Consider the following 15,717-nt stretch of genomic DNA (forward strand, 5'->3'; position numbering starts at 1 on the left):
CTCGGCCGCGGTGGGGGCGGCCTCGGTGACCGGCTCCGCGGCCTTGCGGGTGCGGCGGCGCGGCTTGGCCTCCGTGGCCTCGGCCGTGTCCACCGTCGTCTCGGCGGCGGCTGCGGTCTTCCGCGTGCGGCGGGGCTTCGTCACGGCCTCGGTCTCCGCCGCGGTGACTTCCGCCGCGGTGGCGGCCGTCTTGCGGGTGCGGCGCGACTTGGTCGCCGGGGCGGCTTCCTCGGTGGCCTCGGCCGCGGTGGGGGCGGCCTCGGTGACCGGCTCCGCGGCCTTGCGGGTGCGGCGGCGCGGCTTGGCCTCCGTGGCCTCGGCCGTGTCCACCGCGGTCTCCGCCTCGACGGCCGGCTCGGCCGTCTTGCGGGTGCGGCGGCGCGGCTTGGCCTCCACGACCGGAGCGGCCTCGGGCGCCGGCTCCGCCACCGGGGCGTCCACCGCGACGGGCTCGGCCACGGGCGCAGCCGGGGGCGCGTCGGTCACGGCGTCCTCGGACACCGGCTCCGCCGCCGGGCGCTCCGCGGACCTGCGGGTGCGGCGGCGACGCGGCTTCTCCGGGGCGTCCACCACTGCCGGGCCGTCCACCGTGTCCACCGTCTCGACGGCGGCCTCGGTGGCCTCGGCGGTCTCGGGCGCCACAGCGGCCGTCACCTGCTCCGACGGCGCTCCGCCGCGCGTACGGCGACGGCGGCGCAGAGTACGGGACGTCGCCTGCTCCTCCGTGGCCGAGGTCTCGGCGGCCGGAGCCGTCGTGGCGGCGGCGTCCATAGGAGCGCCACCGCGGGTGCGCCGGCGACGGCGCGGCGTACGGGAGGGACGCTCGCGCTCGGCCGACGCGCCGACGCCGGACTCGGCACGGTCACCACGGCCACCACGGTCGCCCCGGCCCCCGCGCCCGCGGGCGCCACGCCCGCCGGTCTCGCCCAGGTCCTCCAGCACCTCCGCCTCCAGACCCGCGCGGGTCCGCTCCGAGCGCGGCAGTATGCCCTTCGTGCCGGCGGGGATGCCGAGGTCGGAGAACAGGTGCGGGGAGCTGGAGTACGTCTCCACCGGGTCGTTGAAGTCCAGCTCCAGCGCCTTGTTGATCAGCTGCCAGCGCGGGATGTCGTCCCAGTCGACGAACGTGATCGCCGTACCCTTGGCGCCCGCGCGGCCCGTACGGCCGACGCGGTGCAGGTACGTCTTCTCGTCCTCGGGGGACTGGTAGTTGATGACGTGGGTCACGCCCTCGACGTCGATACCGCGTGCGGCGACGTCGGTGCAGACGAGGACGTCGACCTTGCCGTTGCGGAAGGCCCGCAGGGCCTGCTCGCGGGCGCCCTGGCCGAGGTCGCCGTGGACCGCGCCGGACGCGAAGCCGCGCCGCTCCAGCTGCTCGGCGATGTCGGCCGCCGTGCGCTTGGTCCGGCAGAAGATCATCGCCAGACCGCGGCCCTCGGCCTGCAGGATGCGGGCGACCATCTCCGGCTTGTCCATGTTGTGCGCGCGGTAGACGAACTGCTTGATGTTCGCGACCGTCACGCCCTCGTCGTCCGGCGCGGTGGCGCGGATGTGCGTGGGCCGGGACATGTAGCGGCGGGCGAGGCCGATGACCGCGCCCGGCATGGTCGCCGAGAACAGCATGGTCTGGCGCTTGGCCGGCAGCATGTTGATGATCTTCTCGACGTCGGGCAGGAAGCCCAGGTCGAGCATCTCGTCGGCCTCGTCGAGGACCAGGCACTTGACGTGCTTGAGGTCGAGCTTCTTCTGGCCCGCGAGGTCCAGCAGCCGGCCCGGGGTGCCGACGACCACGTCGACGCCCTTCTTCAGGGCCTCGACCTGGGGCTCGTAGGCCCGGCCGCCGTAGATCGCCAGCACGCGCACGTTACGGACCTTGCCGGCCGTCAGCAGGTCGTTGGTGACCTGGGTGCACAGCTCGCGCGTGGGGACGACGACGAGCGCCTGCGGGGCGTCGGTGAGGGCCTCGGGGGCGACGCGTCCGGCCTCGACGTCGGCGGGGACGGTGACGCGCTCCAGGAGCGGGAGGCCGAAGCCCAGCGTCTTGCCGGTGCCGGTCTTGGCCTGGCCGATGACGTCCGTGCCGGAGAGGGCGACGGGGAGCGTCATCTCCTGGATGGGGAAGGGGGTGATGATGCCGACGGCCTCCAGGGCCTCGGCGGTCTCGGGAAGGATTCCGAGTTCTCGAAACGTCGTAGTCAGGGTGCTGCCTCTTCTGTGTGCGCGGTGCGAGGCGAGCGCGGGGGTCATGTCTGACCGTGCCGGGGACGTCGGCTGCCGTACGGACGAACCACTCGGGCAAGCCGTATGACACGGGACCTCTGCCGACGCTCTAGCGCTCGTACCGCTGAGGGTGTCCCTCCGGTCGTCGTACGCACTGTGGCGTACGGCCGGGGAGGGCTGTCGGGTCGGAGCCGATCGGGCCACCGACCGGGCATCCTCATGCGTGCGGCCTGTCGGGACACGTCGAGCATCGTCGACGCACTCAGCAAGGCGCATTACCACCATACCCCGGATCCGCGCACATGCGATGGCCGATTTGGTCACGTAGTCGTCGTCACAGTGGTCGGCCGGGGCCTTCGGAGCCCGGTGAGCGGGCTATTGTGCGGCCCATGACTAGCTCTGACAAGGCTGAGAACGCGGCCGCCGAATCCGCCGAGCCGACCGGTGTCGCCGCCCAGGACTGGGCACAGGCCTCCGCCGACCCGCAGTACCGTGCCGCGGTCGTGGACCTGCTCGGCGCGCTCGCGTACGGAGAGCTGGCGGCGTTCGAGAGGCTCGCGGAGGACGCCAAGCTGGCGCCGACCCTCGGGGACAAGGCGGAGCTGGCGAAGATGGCCTCGGCCGAGTTCCACCACTTCGAGCGGCTGCGGAACCGGCTGACGGAGATCGGTGAGGAGCCGACGGCCGCCATGGACCCGTTCGTCGCGGCCCTGGACGGCTTCCACAAGCAGACCGCTCCCTCGGACTGGCTGGAGGGACTGGTGAAGGCCTACGTCGGCGACTCGATCGCGAGCGACTTCTACCGGGAGGTGGCGGCCCGTCTCGACTCCGACACGCGCGAGTTGGTCCTCGCCGTGCTCGACGACACCGGGCACGCCGGGTTCGCGGTGGAGAAGGTGCGCGCGGCCATCGACGCCGACCCGCGCGTGGGCGGCCGGCTGGCGCTGTGGGCGCGCCGGCTGATGGGCGAGGCGCTGTCGCAGTCGCAGCGGGTGGTCGCCGACCGGGACGCGCTGTCCACGATGCTCGTGGGCGGGGTGGCCGACGGGTTCGATCTGGCCGAGGTCGGCAGGATGTTCTCGCGGATCACCGAGGCGCACACGAAGCGGATGGCCGCGCTGGGCCTCGCGGCCTGAGAGCGGGTGCGCTCCGTGGAGGGCGGCAGTGCAGCGTCGCGCGACTGCGGGCGGCGTCGCTACGCCGTCAATGATCGTCGGCGGAGGCGGGCCGACGGGCGGAGCAGGAGGGACAGGGACGCCGCCGAGATGACGGCGGCTCCCAGGAGGCTCAGGAGGGTGCTGCCGGGGTCGAGTGCGCTGTGGGTGACGAAGTCGCCGAACAGGGCCCCCGCGACGCCGGTCGAGTAGACCAGGGGGCGGGCCGGCAGACGGTGGGACAGGCGACGGGCCGCCGCCCACGCGAGAATCAGACCGAGCACGGCGGATCCGAGCACTTCCAGGAGCATGTCGGGGGTCCCTCCCACAGCCGGTCTGGCCCAGCCGGTCTGGCCTTGACGGTCGTAGCCCGTCATACCCGTGACCTGCGGAGCGCAATCCTCCGCTGTGGAGGAGTTGTGCTCCGTCTGTGTGCGGCACAGCAAGCGGAAAGGGCCCGGCGGCCAGTGCCGCCGGGCCCTTTCCATGAGCTCCGTCTACAGGGTGCCGAAGCCCACCTTGCGCACGGTCGGCTCGCCGATCTCCACGTACGCCAGACGGTCGGTCGGCACCAGAACCTTGCGGCCCTTCTCGTCCTGGAGGCTCAGCAGCTGCGACTTGCCGGACAGTGCGTCCGACACCAGGCGCTCGACCTCCTCGACGCTCTGACCGCTCTCCAGAACGATCTCGCGGGGCGCGTACTGCACGCCGATCTTGACCTCCACGGCTATGTCCCTCCGACGGTCAGTGATGTGCGCGATCTTTCCGCGCCGTACCCAGCACACATTAGCCCGGTGAGGGGACGTACACGCTGCGGGCCGGAACGCCGTCAGCGAACAGCCGACGGGAACGAACGACCGCGTCAGTGGTGCTCGGTCCCGTGCAGCGGGAAACCGGCGATGCCACGCCACGCCAGCGAGGTCAGCAGCTGCACCGCCTGATCGCGCGGGACGCTGCGGTCACTGTGCAGCCAGGAACGGGCCACCACCTGGGCAAGCCCGCCGAGGCCGGAGGCCAGCAGCATCGACTCCGCGCGCGAGAGGCCGGTGTCCTCGGCGATGACGTCGCAGATCGCCTCGGCGCACTCGTTGGTGACCTTGTCGACGCGTTCGCGCACCGCCGGCTCGTTCGTCAGGTCCGACTCGAAGACCAGCCGGAACGCACCGCCGTCGTCCTCGACGTACGCGAAGTAGGCGTCCATCGTCGCCCGCACGCGCTGCTTGTTGTCGGACGTCGAGGCCAGCGCGCCGCGCACGGACTGGATCAGCGCGTCGCAGTGCTGGTCCAGCAGGGCGAGGTAGAGGTCGAGCTTGCCGGGGAAGTGCTGGTAGAGCACCGGTTTGCTCACACCGGCCCGCTCGGCGATGTCGTCCATCGCGGCTGCGTGATAGCCCTGCGCGACGAAAACTTCCTGGGCGGCGCCCAGCAGCTGGTTCCGTCGGGCTCGGCGCGGCAGACGGGTGCCACGCGGGCGGGCCGCCTCAGTTTGCTCGATGGCTGTCACGCCGCCTCCCAAAGTCGTCCACATGCGGTGTCGGCCGCGCGGCCATCGTACTTTTCGGTAACCGTGGTGTGCGCGGTGCGAGCGCAGAATTTCACGTACCGGACGGCGACGAAAGCCGCGGAGCGGTCCCGGCGCGGCCGGGGGCGGGCTTCGTGCGACCTGCGGAGGGGCACGTGGGTCAGCGGTAGTCGTCCTCGTCGAGCGTGACCACGCGTGCCTGTTCGACGAGATCGGCCTCGTTCCCGCGGTCCGGATCCACGCCCGTCAAGGGGTCGTCACGGTCCTGTGCGAGGTCCTTGTGCTGCTCGGCAGCGTCCACCTCGGGCGCCTCGACGTCGATCTCCGGGCTCGCGTCGACCTCCAGGTCCTCGATCGCGTCGGGTTCGGTGGGGTCATAGGTCATGGTGGGCTCCCTTCCTACGAACGTCCCTGGAAGCAGCAGGGGCCACACACGGGTGCCCTCTGTAGAGCCTAGGAGACACCTGATCGGGACGCCATGCCATCACCCGTGCTCTTCCAGAGCCGGGTTCACCACCGGCGCACGGTTCACGCACGGTCGCCGCTGTGACGGCGAACACATGAACCTCGACGTGATCACCTCGTAACATTGCCGCATGTCTTCGACCGAGTCGCCGTCCGTGCCGGCCGCCAGCAGTGCGCTTCCCAGGGTGGCGCCCGTCAGGGTCGGTGAGGGCGAGCGGCTGAGGTCCGTGGGCCTGCCCGGAGTCACCCTGTCGATCCGTTCACGCCGCCCCGCGCGCGAGGGTCTGCCGGCCGCGCTGTACGTCCACGGGCTCGGCGGTTCCTCGCAGAACTGGTCGTCGCTGATGGCCGAGCTGGACGGCGTCGTCGACAGCGAGGCGGTCGATCTGCCGGGCTTCGGGGACTCCCCGCCCCCCGACGACGGGAACTACTCCGTCACCGGGCACGCGCGCGCGGTGATCCGCCATCTCGACGCGTCCGGCCGGGGCCCGGTCCACCTGTTCGGCAACTCGCTCGGCGGCGCGGTCGCCACGCGCGTGGCCGCCGTACGGCCCGACCTCGTCCGCACCCTCACGCTGGTCTCGCCGGCCCTGCCCGAGCTGCGCATCCAGCGCAGCGCGGCGCCGACGGCCCTGCTCGGCGTGCCCGGCATCGCCGCCCTGTTCACCCGGTTCACCAAGGAGTGGACGGCCGAGCAGCGCGTACGCGGGGTCATGGGGCTCTGTTACGGCGATCCCGGGCGCGTGTCGCCCGAGGCGTTCCGGCATGCCGTCGAGGAGCTGGAAAGACGACTGCAGCTGCCGTACTTCTGGGATGCGATGGCCCGCTCCGCGCGCGGGATCGTCAACGCCTACACGCTGGGTGGACAGCACGGGCTGTGGCGCCAGGCCGAGCGGGTGCTCGCCCCGACCCTGCTGATCTACGGCGGCCGGGACCAGCTGGTCGGCTTCCGCATGGCCCGCAGGGCCGCCCACGCCTTCCGCGACTCGCGTCTGCTGGCCCTGCCCGAGGCCGGGCACGTGGCGATGATGGAGTACCCGGACGTGGTCGCCGGGGCCTTCCGCGAGCTGATGGCCGAGGCGGAGACCGGGACGAAGACCGGGGGGCCGGTCGTGGGCGCCTGCGGGGAGACCGGTGAGGTCGACCGCGTGACTGCCACGGGCGCGGGGAGCTGAGGCCGGGGTGGGACGCCACAGCCGGCGCGGACCGGCCCCCAAGGACGACCCCGCGGACATAGCCGCCCGGCGGGGAGAACAGCGAGGAGCCCGCTCCCGCGAGCGAAGCCCGGACACGGGGGGCGGACCTGCACCCGAGGGCGCGCCCGCGCGCGGGGTGCCCCGTTCGCCCGACGGCACGCCCGTTCATGGCGCGCCCCGTTTCCCCGAGGGTGCCTCCAGTCGTGGTGGGCATCCCGAGCAGCGGGAAGCGGGGGGCGGCTGGGGGACGTTCCCGGGGGCCGGTGGGAGTGGGGTCGTGCTGCCCCGGCAGCGGCAGGCGGGACGCGGTCCGCAGGCCGGTCCAGGGCCCCGGCAGGAGTACCTCGACGCTTTCGACGCAGGGCGAGAAGGACGAGAGGGGCAACAGGGGCAAGAGGGACGAGAAGGCCGCGAGCGTCGTGAAGGGCATGACGGGGCCGAGGGCATCCGTGTCGTCGCGCCCCGCGCGGGCCGTCGGATCCGGCCGGTCGGCGAACAGTCGGACCTCACGTCCCCGGCACCCGCTCCCGGGGCGTCCCCGGCACCCGCTCCCGCGGCGGTCGGCGGCGACACGCCCCCCGTCGGCCTGCCGGCGCAGCGCGGCGGCGGCAAGGGACGCGCGTTCGCCGGGATCGCTGCGGCGGCCGTCACCACCGTGCTCGCGGTGGTCGTCGCCGGGCAGGTGACCGAGGGGCACGACGGCGGTGCCGCACAGTCCGGGTCCGCCACCGGCCAGGCGAGGGACACGCACGACGGCGGGCCGGCCCCGTCCGCCTCACCGAGCGTGGCGACGCTGACGTACGAGCAGAAGATGGACCGGACGTACCCGCTCGGCGCCACGCTGAAGGGCCCCGGGAAGTTCGACGCCGTCCCCGGCTTCGACAAGGCGCCCGGCAAGGGGCAGAAGTACCGGTACCGCGTCGACATCGAGCAGGGGCTGGGCCTGGACGGCGCGCTGTTCGCCGAGGCCGTGCAGAAGACCCTGAACGACGACCGCAGTTGGTCCCACGGCGGCACCCGTACCTTCGAGCGCATCTCCTCCGGCAAGCCCGATTTCGTCATCACGCTGGCCAGCCCCGGCACGACGGCCACGTGGTGCGCCAAGTCCGGTCTGGACACCACGGAGGACAACGTCTCCTGCGACTCGGCCGCCACCCAGCGCGTGATGATCAATGCGTACCGGTGGGCTCAAGGAAGCAAGACGTACGGTGACAAGATCCATGCGTACCGGCAGATGTTGATCAACCACGAAGTCGGCCACCGGCTCGGGCACGGGCACGTGACCTGCCAGAAGGACGGCGAGCTGGCGCCGGTCATGCAGCAGCAGACCAAGTTCCTGGACCACGACGGGATCCACTGTCTGCCCAACCCCTGGCCATACCCCAGGAGTTGACGGGCGCCACTTGTGTCACATTGACATGAGCCGCAAGTTCGTTCATATTGCTGCGCATGTGGTCTAGTCATGCCGTCTGCAGCAGCGCCGCCATCGAGCTGGCGCTCATCGGCGTGACCGCACTCTGCGTGGCCGACATCCACTGTCGCTGACGCCGCCCCCTGGCGTTCGCGTCGCGACCTTCTTCTCCTCTCCGTCCGTGGCTCCGTCACGGATTTTTCGACGACCCGGCGCCGGGGCAGACGTCTGCTCGCAGACGTCTCACTCCTCGTCCACTTGTCTCACCAGTCGAGACGCCTTCGAGAAACCCTCGAATCCCTCGACAGTCCCCCCGAGAGGTCGTCATTCCGATGCGTCAACCGTCCCTCATAGCGCGCCGCGTGGCAGCGGCATCCGTAGGCCTGGTCGTGGCAGCGGGCGCCGCCGCATGCGGCCCGAAGGACAACGATGCCAAGGGCTCCGGCGGCGACTCCGCGCCCCACAAGGGCGGCACCCTCACCGTGCTGAACTCCCAGCCGCAGACCGACTTCGACCCCGCCCGCCTCTACACCTCCGGCGGCGGCAACGTCCCCTCCCTGGTGTTCCGCACCCTCACCACGCGCAACCGCGAGAACGGCGCGGCCGGCGCCAAGGTCGTCCCCGACCTCGCCACCGACACCGGACGCCCCAACAAGGACGCGACCGTGTGGACGTACACCCTGAAGAAGGGCCTGAAGTACGAGGACGGCACCGCGATCACCTCGGCCGACGTCAAGTACGGCATCGAGCGCTCCTTCGCCCCCGAACTCTCCGGCGGTGCCCCCTACCTGCGGGACTGGCTGGCCGGTGCCGCCGACTACCAGGGGCCGTACAAGGACAAGAAGGGCCTGTCGGCGATTCGGACGCCGGACGCGCGGACCATCGTCTTCCACCTGAACAAGCCCGAGGGCGAGTTCCCGTACCTGGCCACGCAGACGCAGTTCACGCCGGTGCCGAAGAGCAAGGACACCGGCACCAAGTACGAGGAGCACCCGGTCTCGTCCGGTCCCTACAAGGTCGTCAGGAACGAGAACGACGGCGAGCACGTCGTCCTCGAGCGCAACCCGCACTGGTCCGCGGCCACCGACGCCGAGCGCAAGGCCTACCCGGACTCGATCGACGTCCGCTCGGGGCTCGACTCCTCCGTGATCAACCAGCGGCTGTCCGCGTCCCAGGGAGCGGACGCCGCGGCCGTCACCACGGACACCAACCTCGGTCCGGCCGAGCTCGCCAAGGTGAGCGGTGACAAGGACCTGGCCGCCCGCGTGGGCACCGGCCACTTCGGCTACACGAACTACATCGCGTTCAACCCGACCGTGAAGCCGTTCGACAACCCCGGGGTGCGCCAGGCCATCGCCTACGCCGTCGACCGGTCGTCGGTGGTCAACGCGGCCGGTGGCAGCGCGCTCGCGGAGCCCGCCACCACCTTCCTGCCGAACCAGAAGTCCTTCGGTTACACGCCGTACGACTCGTTCCCGGCGGGCGCCTCCGGCGACGCGGCCAAGGCCAAGGAACTCCTCGCCCGGGCCGGCTACAAGAACGGGCTCACCGTCACGCTGACCCACTCCAACGCCAAGGACTTCGAGACCAGCCCGGAGATCGCGACCGCCGTCCAGGACGCGCTCAAGAAGGCAGGCATCACGGTCAAGCTGCAGGGCCTGGAGGACAACGACTACCGGGACAAGATCCACGGCGTGAAGACCGAGCCCGGCTTCTTCCTCGCCCACTGGGGTGCCGACTGGCCCTCCGGCGGTCCCTTCCTCGCCCCGATCTTCGACGGCCGGCAGATCGTCAAGGACGGCGCGAACTTCAACACGGGCCTGCTCGACGACAAGTCGGTCAATGACGAGATTGACGCGATCAACAAGTTGACCGACCTTGACGCCGCCGCCCGGCGCTGGGGTGCACTGGACAAGAAGATCGGCGACAAGGCCCTGGTCGTGCCGCTGTTCCACCCGGTCTACAAGCGCCTGTACGGCTCGGACGTCAGGAACGTCGTCATCAGCGACTGGACCGGCGTGCTGGACATCTCCCAGGTCGCGGTGAAGTGACGCCGTGAGCGAGGCACTCGTCGCCGTCGAGACCGCCGGGGCGGACACCTCCGTCCCGGCGGTCTCGGGGGCCCGTCAGTTCTGGCGGCGGCTGCGGGGGCAGCGCGCCGCCCTGGTCGCCGCGGCCGTCGTCGCGCTGCTCGTCCTGGTCGCGCTCGCCGCGCCGCTCCTCACCGCCCTGGAGGGCCAGGACCCCACCACGTACCACCCGTCGCTGATCGACTCCGCGCGCGGAGGCGTGCCCATCGGCTCCTTCGGCGGCATCAGCGCCGACCACTGGCTCGGCGTCGAACCGCAGACCGGTCGCGACATGTTCGCCCGGCTCGTCCACGGCGCCCAGGTGTCGCTCGGCGTCGCACTCGCGGCCACGCTCGTCCAGGTGATCGTCGGCATCGTCATGGGCGTCGCGGCCGGCCTCGGCAACCGCTGGGTCGACCTGGTCCTGAGCCGGATCACCGACATCTTCGTCTCGATGCCGCTGATGATCATGGCGCTCGCGCTGCTCGCCGTCGTCCCGAACAGCTTCCCCCGCCCCGTGCTCGTCGCGCTCGTCCTCGCCCTGGTCTCCGGCTGGAGCACGACCGCGAAGATGGTGCGCGCCCAGACCCTCACCCTCAAGAACCTCGACTACGTCGCCGCGGCCCGGCTCAGCGGCTGGAACACCTGGCGGATCGCCGTACGCGAACTCCTGCCGGGGCTCGCCGCACCGGTCATCACGTACGCGGCGCTGCTCGTCCCGACGAACATCAGCGCCGAGGCGGCGCTGTCCTTCCTCGGCGTCGGCGTGAAGCCGCCGACGCCCTCCTGGGGACAGATGCTGACCAGTGCCGACGTCTGGTACCAGGCGGCCCCGCAGTACCTGCTGCTGCCCGCCGGCGCCCTGTTCGTGACCGTCTTCGCGATGACCGTCCTCGGCGACGGCGTCCGTGTCGCCCTCGACCCGCGCGCCGCTTCCCGGCTGCGCATCGGCACCGGCCGCAAGCGCGAGGCCCGCGCGGAGCGCCAGGCGGGAACCGAGGGCCGGGCGGGAACGGAGCGCCGGGCCGGGACCGACGCACGGAAGGAGGGCCGGGCGTGAACGGCCTCACCGGCTTCGTCCTGCGCCGCCTCGTCGGCGCCGTGATCACCCTCTTCGCCCTCTCGGTGATCATCTACGTCGTCTTCTACGTCACCCCCGGCAACGTCGCCCAGATCACCTGCGGTCCGCGCTGCTCGCCGGCCCAGGTCCACCAGGTGGCCCAGCAACTGCACCTCGGCGACCCGCTGTACGTGCGCTACTGGCACTTCCTGCAGGGCCTCTTCATGGGCCAGGACTTCTCCACCGGAACGTCCGTCGAGCACTGCGCGGCGCCCTGCCTCGGCCAGTCGTACCAGAGCGACCAGCAGGTCACCGACATCATCCTGGCCAAGCTGCCGGTGAGCCTCTCGCTGGTGCTCGGCGCGATGGTGATCTGGCTGCTGCTCGGCGTCGGCACCGGGGTGCTGTCCGCGTGGCGGCGCGGCCGGTTCAGCGAGCGCGTCCTGACCGCGGTCACCCTGGCGGGCGTCGCCACGCCCGTCTTCGTCATCGGCCTGGTGCTGATGATCGTCGTCTGCGGCGAACTGCAGCTGCTGCCCTTCCCGGAGTACGTGAAGTTCACCGACGACCCCGAACAGTGGGCCTGGAACCTGCTCCTGCCCTGGCTGTCCCTCGCCCTCATCGAGTCGGCGAACTTCGCCCGGCTGACCCGGGCGTCGATGCTGGAGACGCTGGCCGAGGACCACATCCGCACGTTCCGCGCGTACGGCGTCGGCGAGCGCGCGGTGATCGCCCGGCACGCCCTGCGCGGCGCGACGGCATCCGTCATCGCGCTGAACGCCGTCACCTTCGGCTCGGCCGTCGGCGGCGCCGTCCTCACCGAGACCCTCTTCGGGCTGCCCGGCATCGGCCAGGAGCTGGTGCACGCGGTGAAGGTCGTCGATCTGCCGGTGGTCGTCGGCATGGTCCTGGTCACCGGCTTCTTCGTGGTCCTCGCCAACACCGTCGCGGACGTGCTGTACGCGGTGGCCGACCGACGGGTGGTGCTCGTATGAGCCTGGTGGAAGTGACGGACCTGACCGTCGAGTTCGGCGCGCTGCGGGCCGTGGACGGCCTCTCCTTCACCCTCGCGAAGGGCGCCGCCCTGGCCCTCGTCGGCGAGTCCGGATCCGGCAAGTCCACGGTCGCGGGCGCCCTGCTGGGCCTGCACCGGGGCACCGGGGCGCGGGTCGGCGGCGCGGTCCGCGTGGCCGGCACCGATGTCCAGGACGCCTCCGACGAGGAGCTGCGGCGGCTGCGCGGCGCGAAGGCCGCCATGGTCTTCCAGGACCCGCTGTCCTCCCTCGACCCGTACTACGCGATCGGCGACCAGATCGCCGAGGTCCACCGCGTGCACACGCGCGTGTCGCGCCGTGCCGCACGCGCGCGTGCCGTCGAAGTGCTGGAGCGGGTGGGCATCGCGGACGCGGCACGGCGATCACGGTCCCGCCCGCACGAGTTCAGCGGCGGCATGCGCCAGCGCGCGCTCATCGCCATGGCCCTCGCCTGCGAGCCGGACCTGCTCATCGCCGACGAGCCGACCACCGCCCTCGACGTCACCGTCCAGGCCCAGATCCTCGACCTGCTGCACACGCTGCGCGAGGAGACCGGCATGGGCCTGCTGCTCGTCACCCACGACGTGGGCGTGGCCGCGGAGAGCGTGGACGACATCCTCGTCATGCGGCACGGCAGGGCCGTCGAGCGGGGCCCGGTCGGCGCCGTCCTCGCCGCGCCCGCCGAGCCGTACACCCGTCAACTCCTCGACGCCGTCCCGCGCGTGGACGCCCGCCGTACCGGCTCGCGGGCCTCCGACGAGGTCGTGCTGGAGGCCGGCGGAGTGCGCCGCGAGTTCGGGCGCGGCAGGCGGACGTTCGCGGCCGTGGACGACGTCTCGCTGACCGTCCGCCGCGGGGAGACCCTCGGCGTGGTCGGGGAGAGCGGCAGCGGCAAGACCACGCTCGGCCGCATGCTCGTCGGGTTGCTGCAGCCGACCGCGGGCGAGATCCGCTACGAGGGACGCCCCCGCACCGGCGTGAACCCGGCCGTCCAGATGGTCTTCCAGGATCCCGTCTCCTCCCTCAACCCCCGCCGCAGCGTGGGTGAGTCCATCGCCGACCCGCTCCGCGCGCAGGGCGAACGCGACGAGGAGCGCATCCGGGGGCGCGTGACGGAACTGCTGGAGCGCGTGGGGCTCGAAAGGGCGCACTACGACCGCTATCCGCACGAGTTCAGCGGCGGCCAGCGCCAGCGCATCGGCATCGCCCGGGCCCTCGCCGCCGAGCCGCGCGTCATCGTCTGCGACGAGCCCGTCTCCGCGCTGGACGTCACCACACAGGCCCAGGTGGTCGCCCTGCTCGGTGAACTGCAGCGGGAACTCGGCCTCGCGCTGGTCTTCATCGCGCACGACCTCGCCGTCGTCCGCCAGGTCAGCGACCGGGTCGCGGTGATGCGCAAGGGCCGGTTCGTCGAGTACGGGCCGGCCGACGAGGTGTACGACAGCCCGCGCGAGCCGTACACCCGGCAGCTCCTGGCCGCCGTACCGGCGCTCGACCCGGAACTGGCGGCCCGGCGGCGCGCCGCCCGGCGGGAACCGGCCGTGGCGTGACGTTTCGTGCACACACGATGACTGTCTGAACCCATAGCGTGGCGGAACGCGACCCGCACGCGAAAGTTACGACCGTTCACCCCTTTTGGTGGCGCGATGGACAACCGTCCGTCGCGCCACCGCCTTGTGCGCTTACGTTCGTCCCGCTGCGAGCCGTCGGGACCACGGCGGCTCCCCAGACGGGAGATCGGGGGTGCACACGTGCGCATCGGACTGCTGACGGAGGGTGGCTACCCGTACGTGGGCGGTGACGCCGGACTCTGGTGCGACCGGCTCGTGCGCGGGCTCGAGCAGCACGAGTTCGACGTCTACGCGCTCAGCCGCAGTCGGCGCCAGGAGGACGAGGGTTGGGTCCCGCTTCCGCCGCAGGTGGGCCGGGTGCGTACGGCACCGCTGTGGACGGCCGACGACGACGGGGTCGCGTACGGGCGGCGCGCGCGCCGGCGCTTCACCGAGCACTACGGGGAACTGGCCGCCGTGCTCTGCGCCGGGGCCGGACCCGACACCGGGACCGACGCAGAGCCCACGGACGTGGCGGACCGTTTCGGCAACGCGCTGTACGGACTCGCCGAACTCGCCCGCGACGAGGGCGGCCTGGTCGGCGCCCTGCGCTCCGACACCGCCTTACGCACCCTGGAACGCGCCTGCCGCGCCTCCGGCGCGCTGCGCACGGCGCGCGAGGCACGCGTGCCCGATCTGCTCACCGTCACCGCACACCTGGAACGGGCCCTGCGCCCCCTCTCCCTGGACTGGTACGGGGACGACGGCCTCGGCGCCGCCGACCTCTGCCACGCCACCGCCGGCGGCCCCGCCGCCCTTCCCGGACTGCTCGCCCGGCACTTCTGTGACGTACCGCTGCTGGTCACCGAGTACGGCGTGCAGCTCCGCTCGCACTACCTGACGCTGGGCCCCGACGCCGCCGCCCCCGCCGTACGCGCGCTGCTGGCCGCCTTCCACGGCCGGCTCGCCGCCGAGGTGTACCGCTCGGCCGTGATCCTCACCCCCGGCAACGCCCACGCCCGCCGCTGGCAGGAACGGTGCGGCGCCGACCGGGCTCGGATCCGCACGGTGTACCCGGGCATGGCCGCCGGCCGCTTCACCGAGGTCGGCGAGTCGCCCGACCGCTGCGACCCGGACACGCTGGTCTGGGTCGGCCGCGTCGAACCCGCCAAGGACCTCGTCTCCCTGCTCCACGCCTTCGCCGAGGTGCGCAAGGAGGAACCCAAGGCACGGCTGCGGATCGTCGGCGCCCCCGCCGGTCCCGAGGGCGCGGCCTACCTCGGGCACTGCCGGGTGCTCGCCGCGCAGCTCTTCCCGGACGAGGCGGAGGGCGTGCACGCCGTCGGCGACAACCCGGTCTCCTTCGAGGAGATCGGCGACCCGGAGGCCCCGACGCTGCCCGACGTCTACGCCGCCGGGGCGGTCGTCGTCCTCTCCAGCGTGGTGGAGGGCTTTCCCATCAGCCTCATCGAGGCCATGTTCTGCGGCCGGGCCACGGTCTCCACGGACACCGGGGCGGTCGTGGAGGTCATCGGCGGCACGGGCCTCGTCGTACCGCCGCGCAACCCCCGGGCGCTCGCGGAGGCGTGCGTGGCGCTGCTGCACGATCCCGAGCGCCGTGAACGCCTCGGGGCCGCCGCGCGCGCCCGGGCGCTCGAGCTCTTCACCGTGGAACAGAACATCGCGGCATTTCACGCTATTTACCTGGAAATCGTGTCGCACTGCCCGGTGCGGCGCGTGGTCCTCGACGAGACCGGCGAGCCGCTGCCCTTCGCGACCCCCGCCGAATCCCACGTCCCCGGCCGCTGGACGGGCCCCACGGCCCGCGTCATGACCCGCGGCGTCCCCGGCTGGGCCACGACCACACCGGTCCGTGCGACTCCGCTGGCGGCCCTGGAGGGGGCGTGATGGGGGAGTCGAGGCGAGGTGCGGACGCAGATGCCGCCCTGGCCGCGGGGGAGCGGGCCGGTGGCACGGGCGCCTCGGAAGCCGGTGTGAGCCGGCTGGACGGCCCGGTGTCCGACGGCGGCCGG

General features: G+C 72.2%; 14 protein-coding genes. 9 read left to right on the forward strand and 5 right to left on the reverse strand.

What is annotated here, in order from left to right:
• The coding region (locus ACIHEJ_RS23570; protein ID WP_400138447.1) for a DEAD/DEAH box helicase at positions 1-2,250 on the reverse strand (2,250 nt) is incomplete at its 3' end.
• Between the two features lie 353 nt (positions 2,251-2,603).
• On the opposite strand from ACIHEJ_RS23570, the gene ACIHEJ_RS23575 reads away from it, so the two are divergent.
• Positions 2,604-3,359: a ferritin-like fold-containing protein gene (locus ACIHEJ_RS23575; RefSeq protein WP_400138448.1), complete on the forward strand. Its 756-nt coding sequence runs from the start codon at positions 2,604-2,606 to the stop codon at positions 3,357-3,359.
• A 59-nt stretch (positions 3,360-3,418) separates the two neighbouring features.
• Here the strand turns inward: ACIHEJ_RS23575 and ACIHEJ_RS23580 are convergent, their stop codons facing one another.
• From ACIHEJ_RS23580 to ACIHEJ_RS23595, 4 genes are all read right to left on the reverse strand, one after another.
• A complete protein-coding gene (locus ACIHEJ_RS23580; protein ID WP_400138449.1) occupies positions 3,419-3,688 on the reverse strand; it encodes a hypothetical protein in 270 nt (89 codons plus the stop codon).
• A gap of 186 nt (positions 3,689-3,874) precedes the next feature.
• Positions 3,875-4,102, reverse strand: coding sequence for a DUF3107 domain-containing protein (locus ACIHEJ_RS23585; protein WP_366016869.1), 228 nt, complete (start codon positions 4,100-4,102; stop codon positions 3,875-3,877).
• 137 nt (positions 4,103-4,239) lie between these two features.
• A complete protein-coding gene (locus tag ACIHEJ_RS23590) occupies positions 4,240-4,881 on the reverse strand; it encodes a TetR/AcrR family transcriptional regulator (protein WP_400138450.1) in 642 nt (213 codons plus the stop codon).
• A gap of 178 nt (positions 4,882-5,059) precedes the next feature.
• Positions 5,060-5,284, reverse strand: a complete 225-nt coding sequence (locus tag ACIHEJ_RS23595) for a hypothetical protein (protein ID WP_400138451.1) — start codon at positions 5,282-5,284, stop codon at positions 5,060-5,062.
• A gap of 211 nt (positions 5,285-5,495) precedes the next feature.
• On the opposite strand from ACIHEJ_RS23595, the gene ACIHEJ_RS23600 reads away from it, so the two are divergent.
• The 8 genes from ACIHEJ_RS23600 (at position 5,496) to ACIHEJ_RS23635 (ending at position 15,592) form a co-directional block, all read left to right on the forward strand.
• Positions 5,496-6,539: an alpha/beta fold hydrolase gene (locus tag ACIHEJ_RS23600; protein ID WP_400138452.1), complete on the forward strand. Its 1,044-nt coding sequence runs from the start codon at positions 5,496-5,498 to the stop codon at positions 6,537-6,539.
• Between the two features lie 7 nt (positions 6,540-6,546).
• Complete coding sequence (locus tag ACIHEJ_RS23605) at positions 6,547-7,953, forward strand: DUF3152 domain-containing protein (protein WP_400138453.1); 1,407 nt, start codon at positions 6,547-6,549, stop codon at positions 7,951-7,953.
• 56 nt (positions 7,954-8,009) lie between these two features.
• Positions 8,010-8,105: an Ms4533A family Cys-rich leader peptide gene (locus ACIHEJ_RS23610; protein ID WP_309550493.1), complete on the forward strand. Its 96-nt coding sequence runs from the start codon at positions 8,010-8,012 to the stop codon at positions 8,103-8,105.
• Between the two features lie 198 nt (positions 8,106-8,303).
• Positions 8,304-10,022, forward strand: coding sequence for an ABC transporter substrate-binding protein (locus tag ACIHEJ_RS23615; protein WP_400138454.1), 1,719 nt, complete (start codon positions 8,304-8,306; stop codon positions 10,020-10,022).
• A 4-nt stretch (positions 10,023-10,026) separates the two neighbouring features.
• Positions 10,027-11,100, forward strand: coding sequence for an ABC transporter permease (locus tag ACIHEJ_RS23620; RefSeq protein ID WP_400138455.1), 1,074 nt, complete (start codon positions 10,027-10,029; stop codon positions 11,098-11,100).
• Positions 11,097-12,095 (forward strand): ABC transporter permease, encoded by a 999-nt coding sequence (locus ACIHEJ_RS23625; RefSeq protein ID WP_400138456.1) that lies wholly within the window; start codon positions 11,097-11,099, stop codon positions 12,093-12,095. The genes ACIHEJ_RS23620 and ACIHEJ_RS23625 overlap by 4 nt, the downstream gene beginning before the upstream one ends.
• Positions 12,092-13,684, forward strand: coding sequence for a dipeptide ABC transporter ATP-binding protein (locus ACIHEJ_RS23630; protein ID WP_400138457.1), 1,593 nt, complete (start codon positions 12,092-12,094; stop codon positions 13,682-13,684). The genes ACIHEJ_RS23625 and ACIHEJ_RS23630 overlap by 4 nt, the downstream gene beginning before the upstream one ends.
• A gap of 240 nt (positions 13,685-13,924) precedes the next feature.
• Positions 13,925-15,592 (forward strand): glycosyltransferase, encoded by a 1,668-nt coding sequence (locus ACIHEJ_RS23635; protein ID WP_400138870.1) that lies wholly within the window; start codon positions 13,925-13,927, stop codon positions 15,590-15,592.
• The last annotated feature ends 125 nt before the right edge of the window (positions 15,593-15,717 follow it).

It is taken from the genome of Streptomyces sp. NPDC052301 (genome assembly GCF_044593395.1).
Classification (GTDB): Bacteria; Actinomycetota; Actinomycetes; order Streptomycetales; family Streptomycetaceae; genus Streptomyces.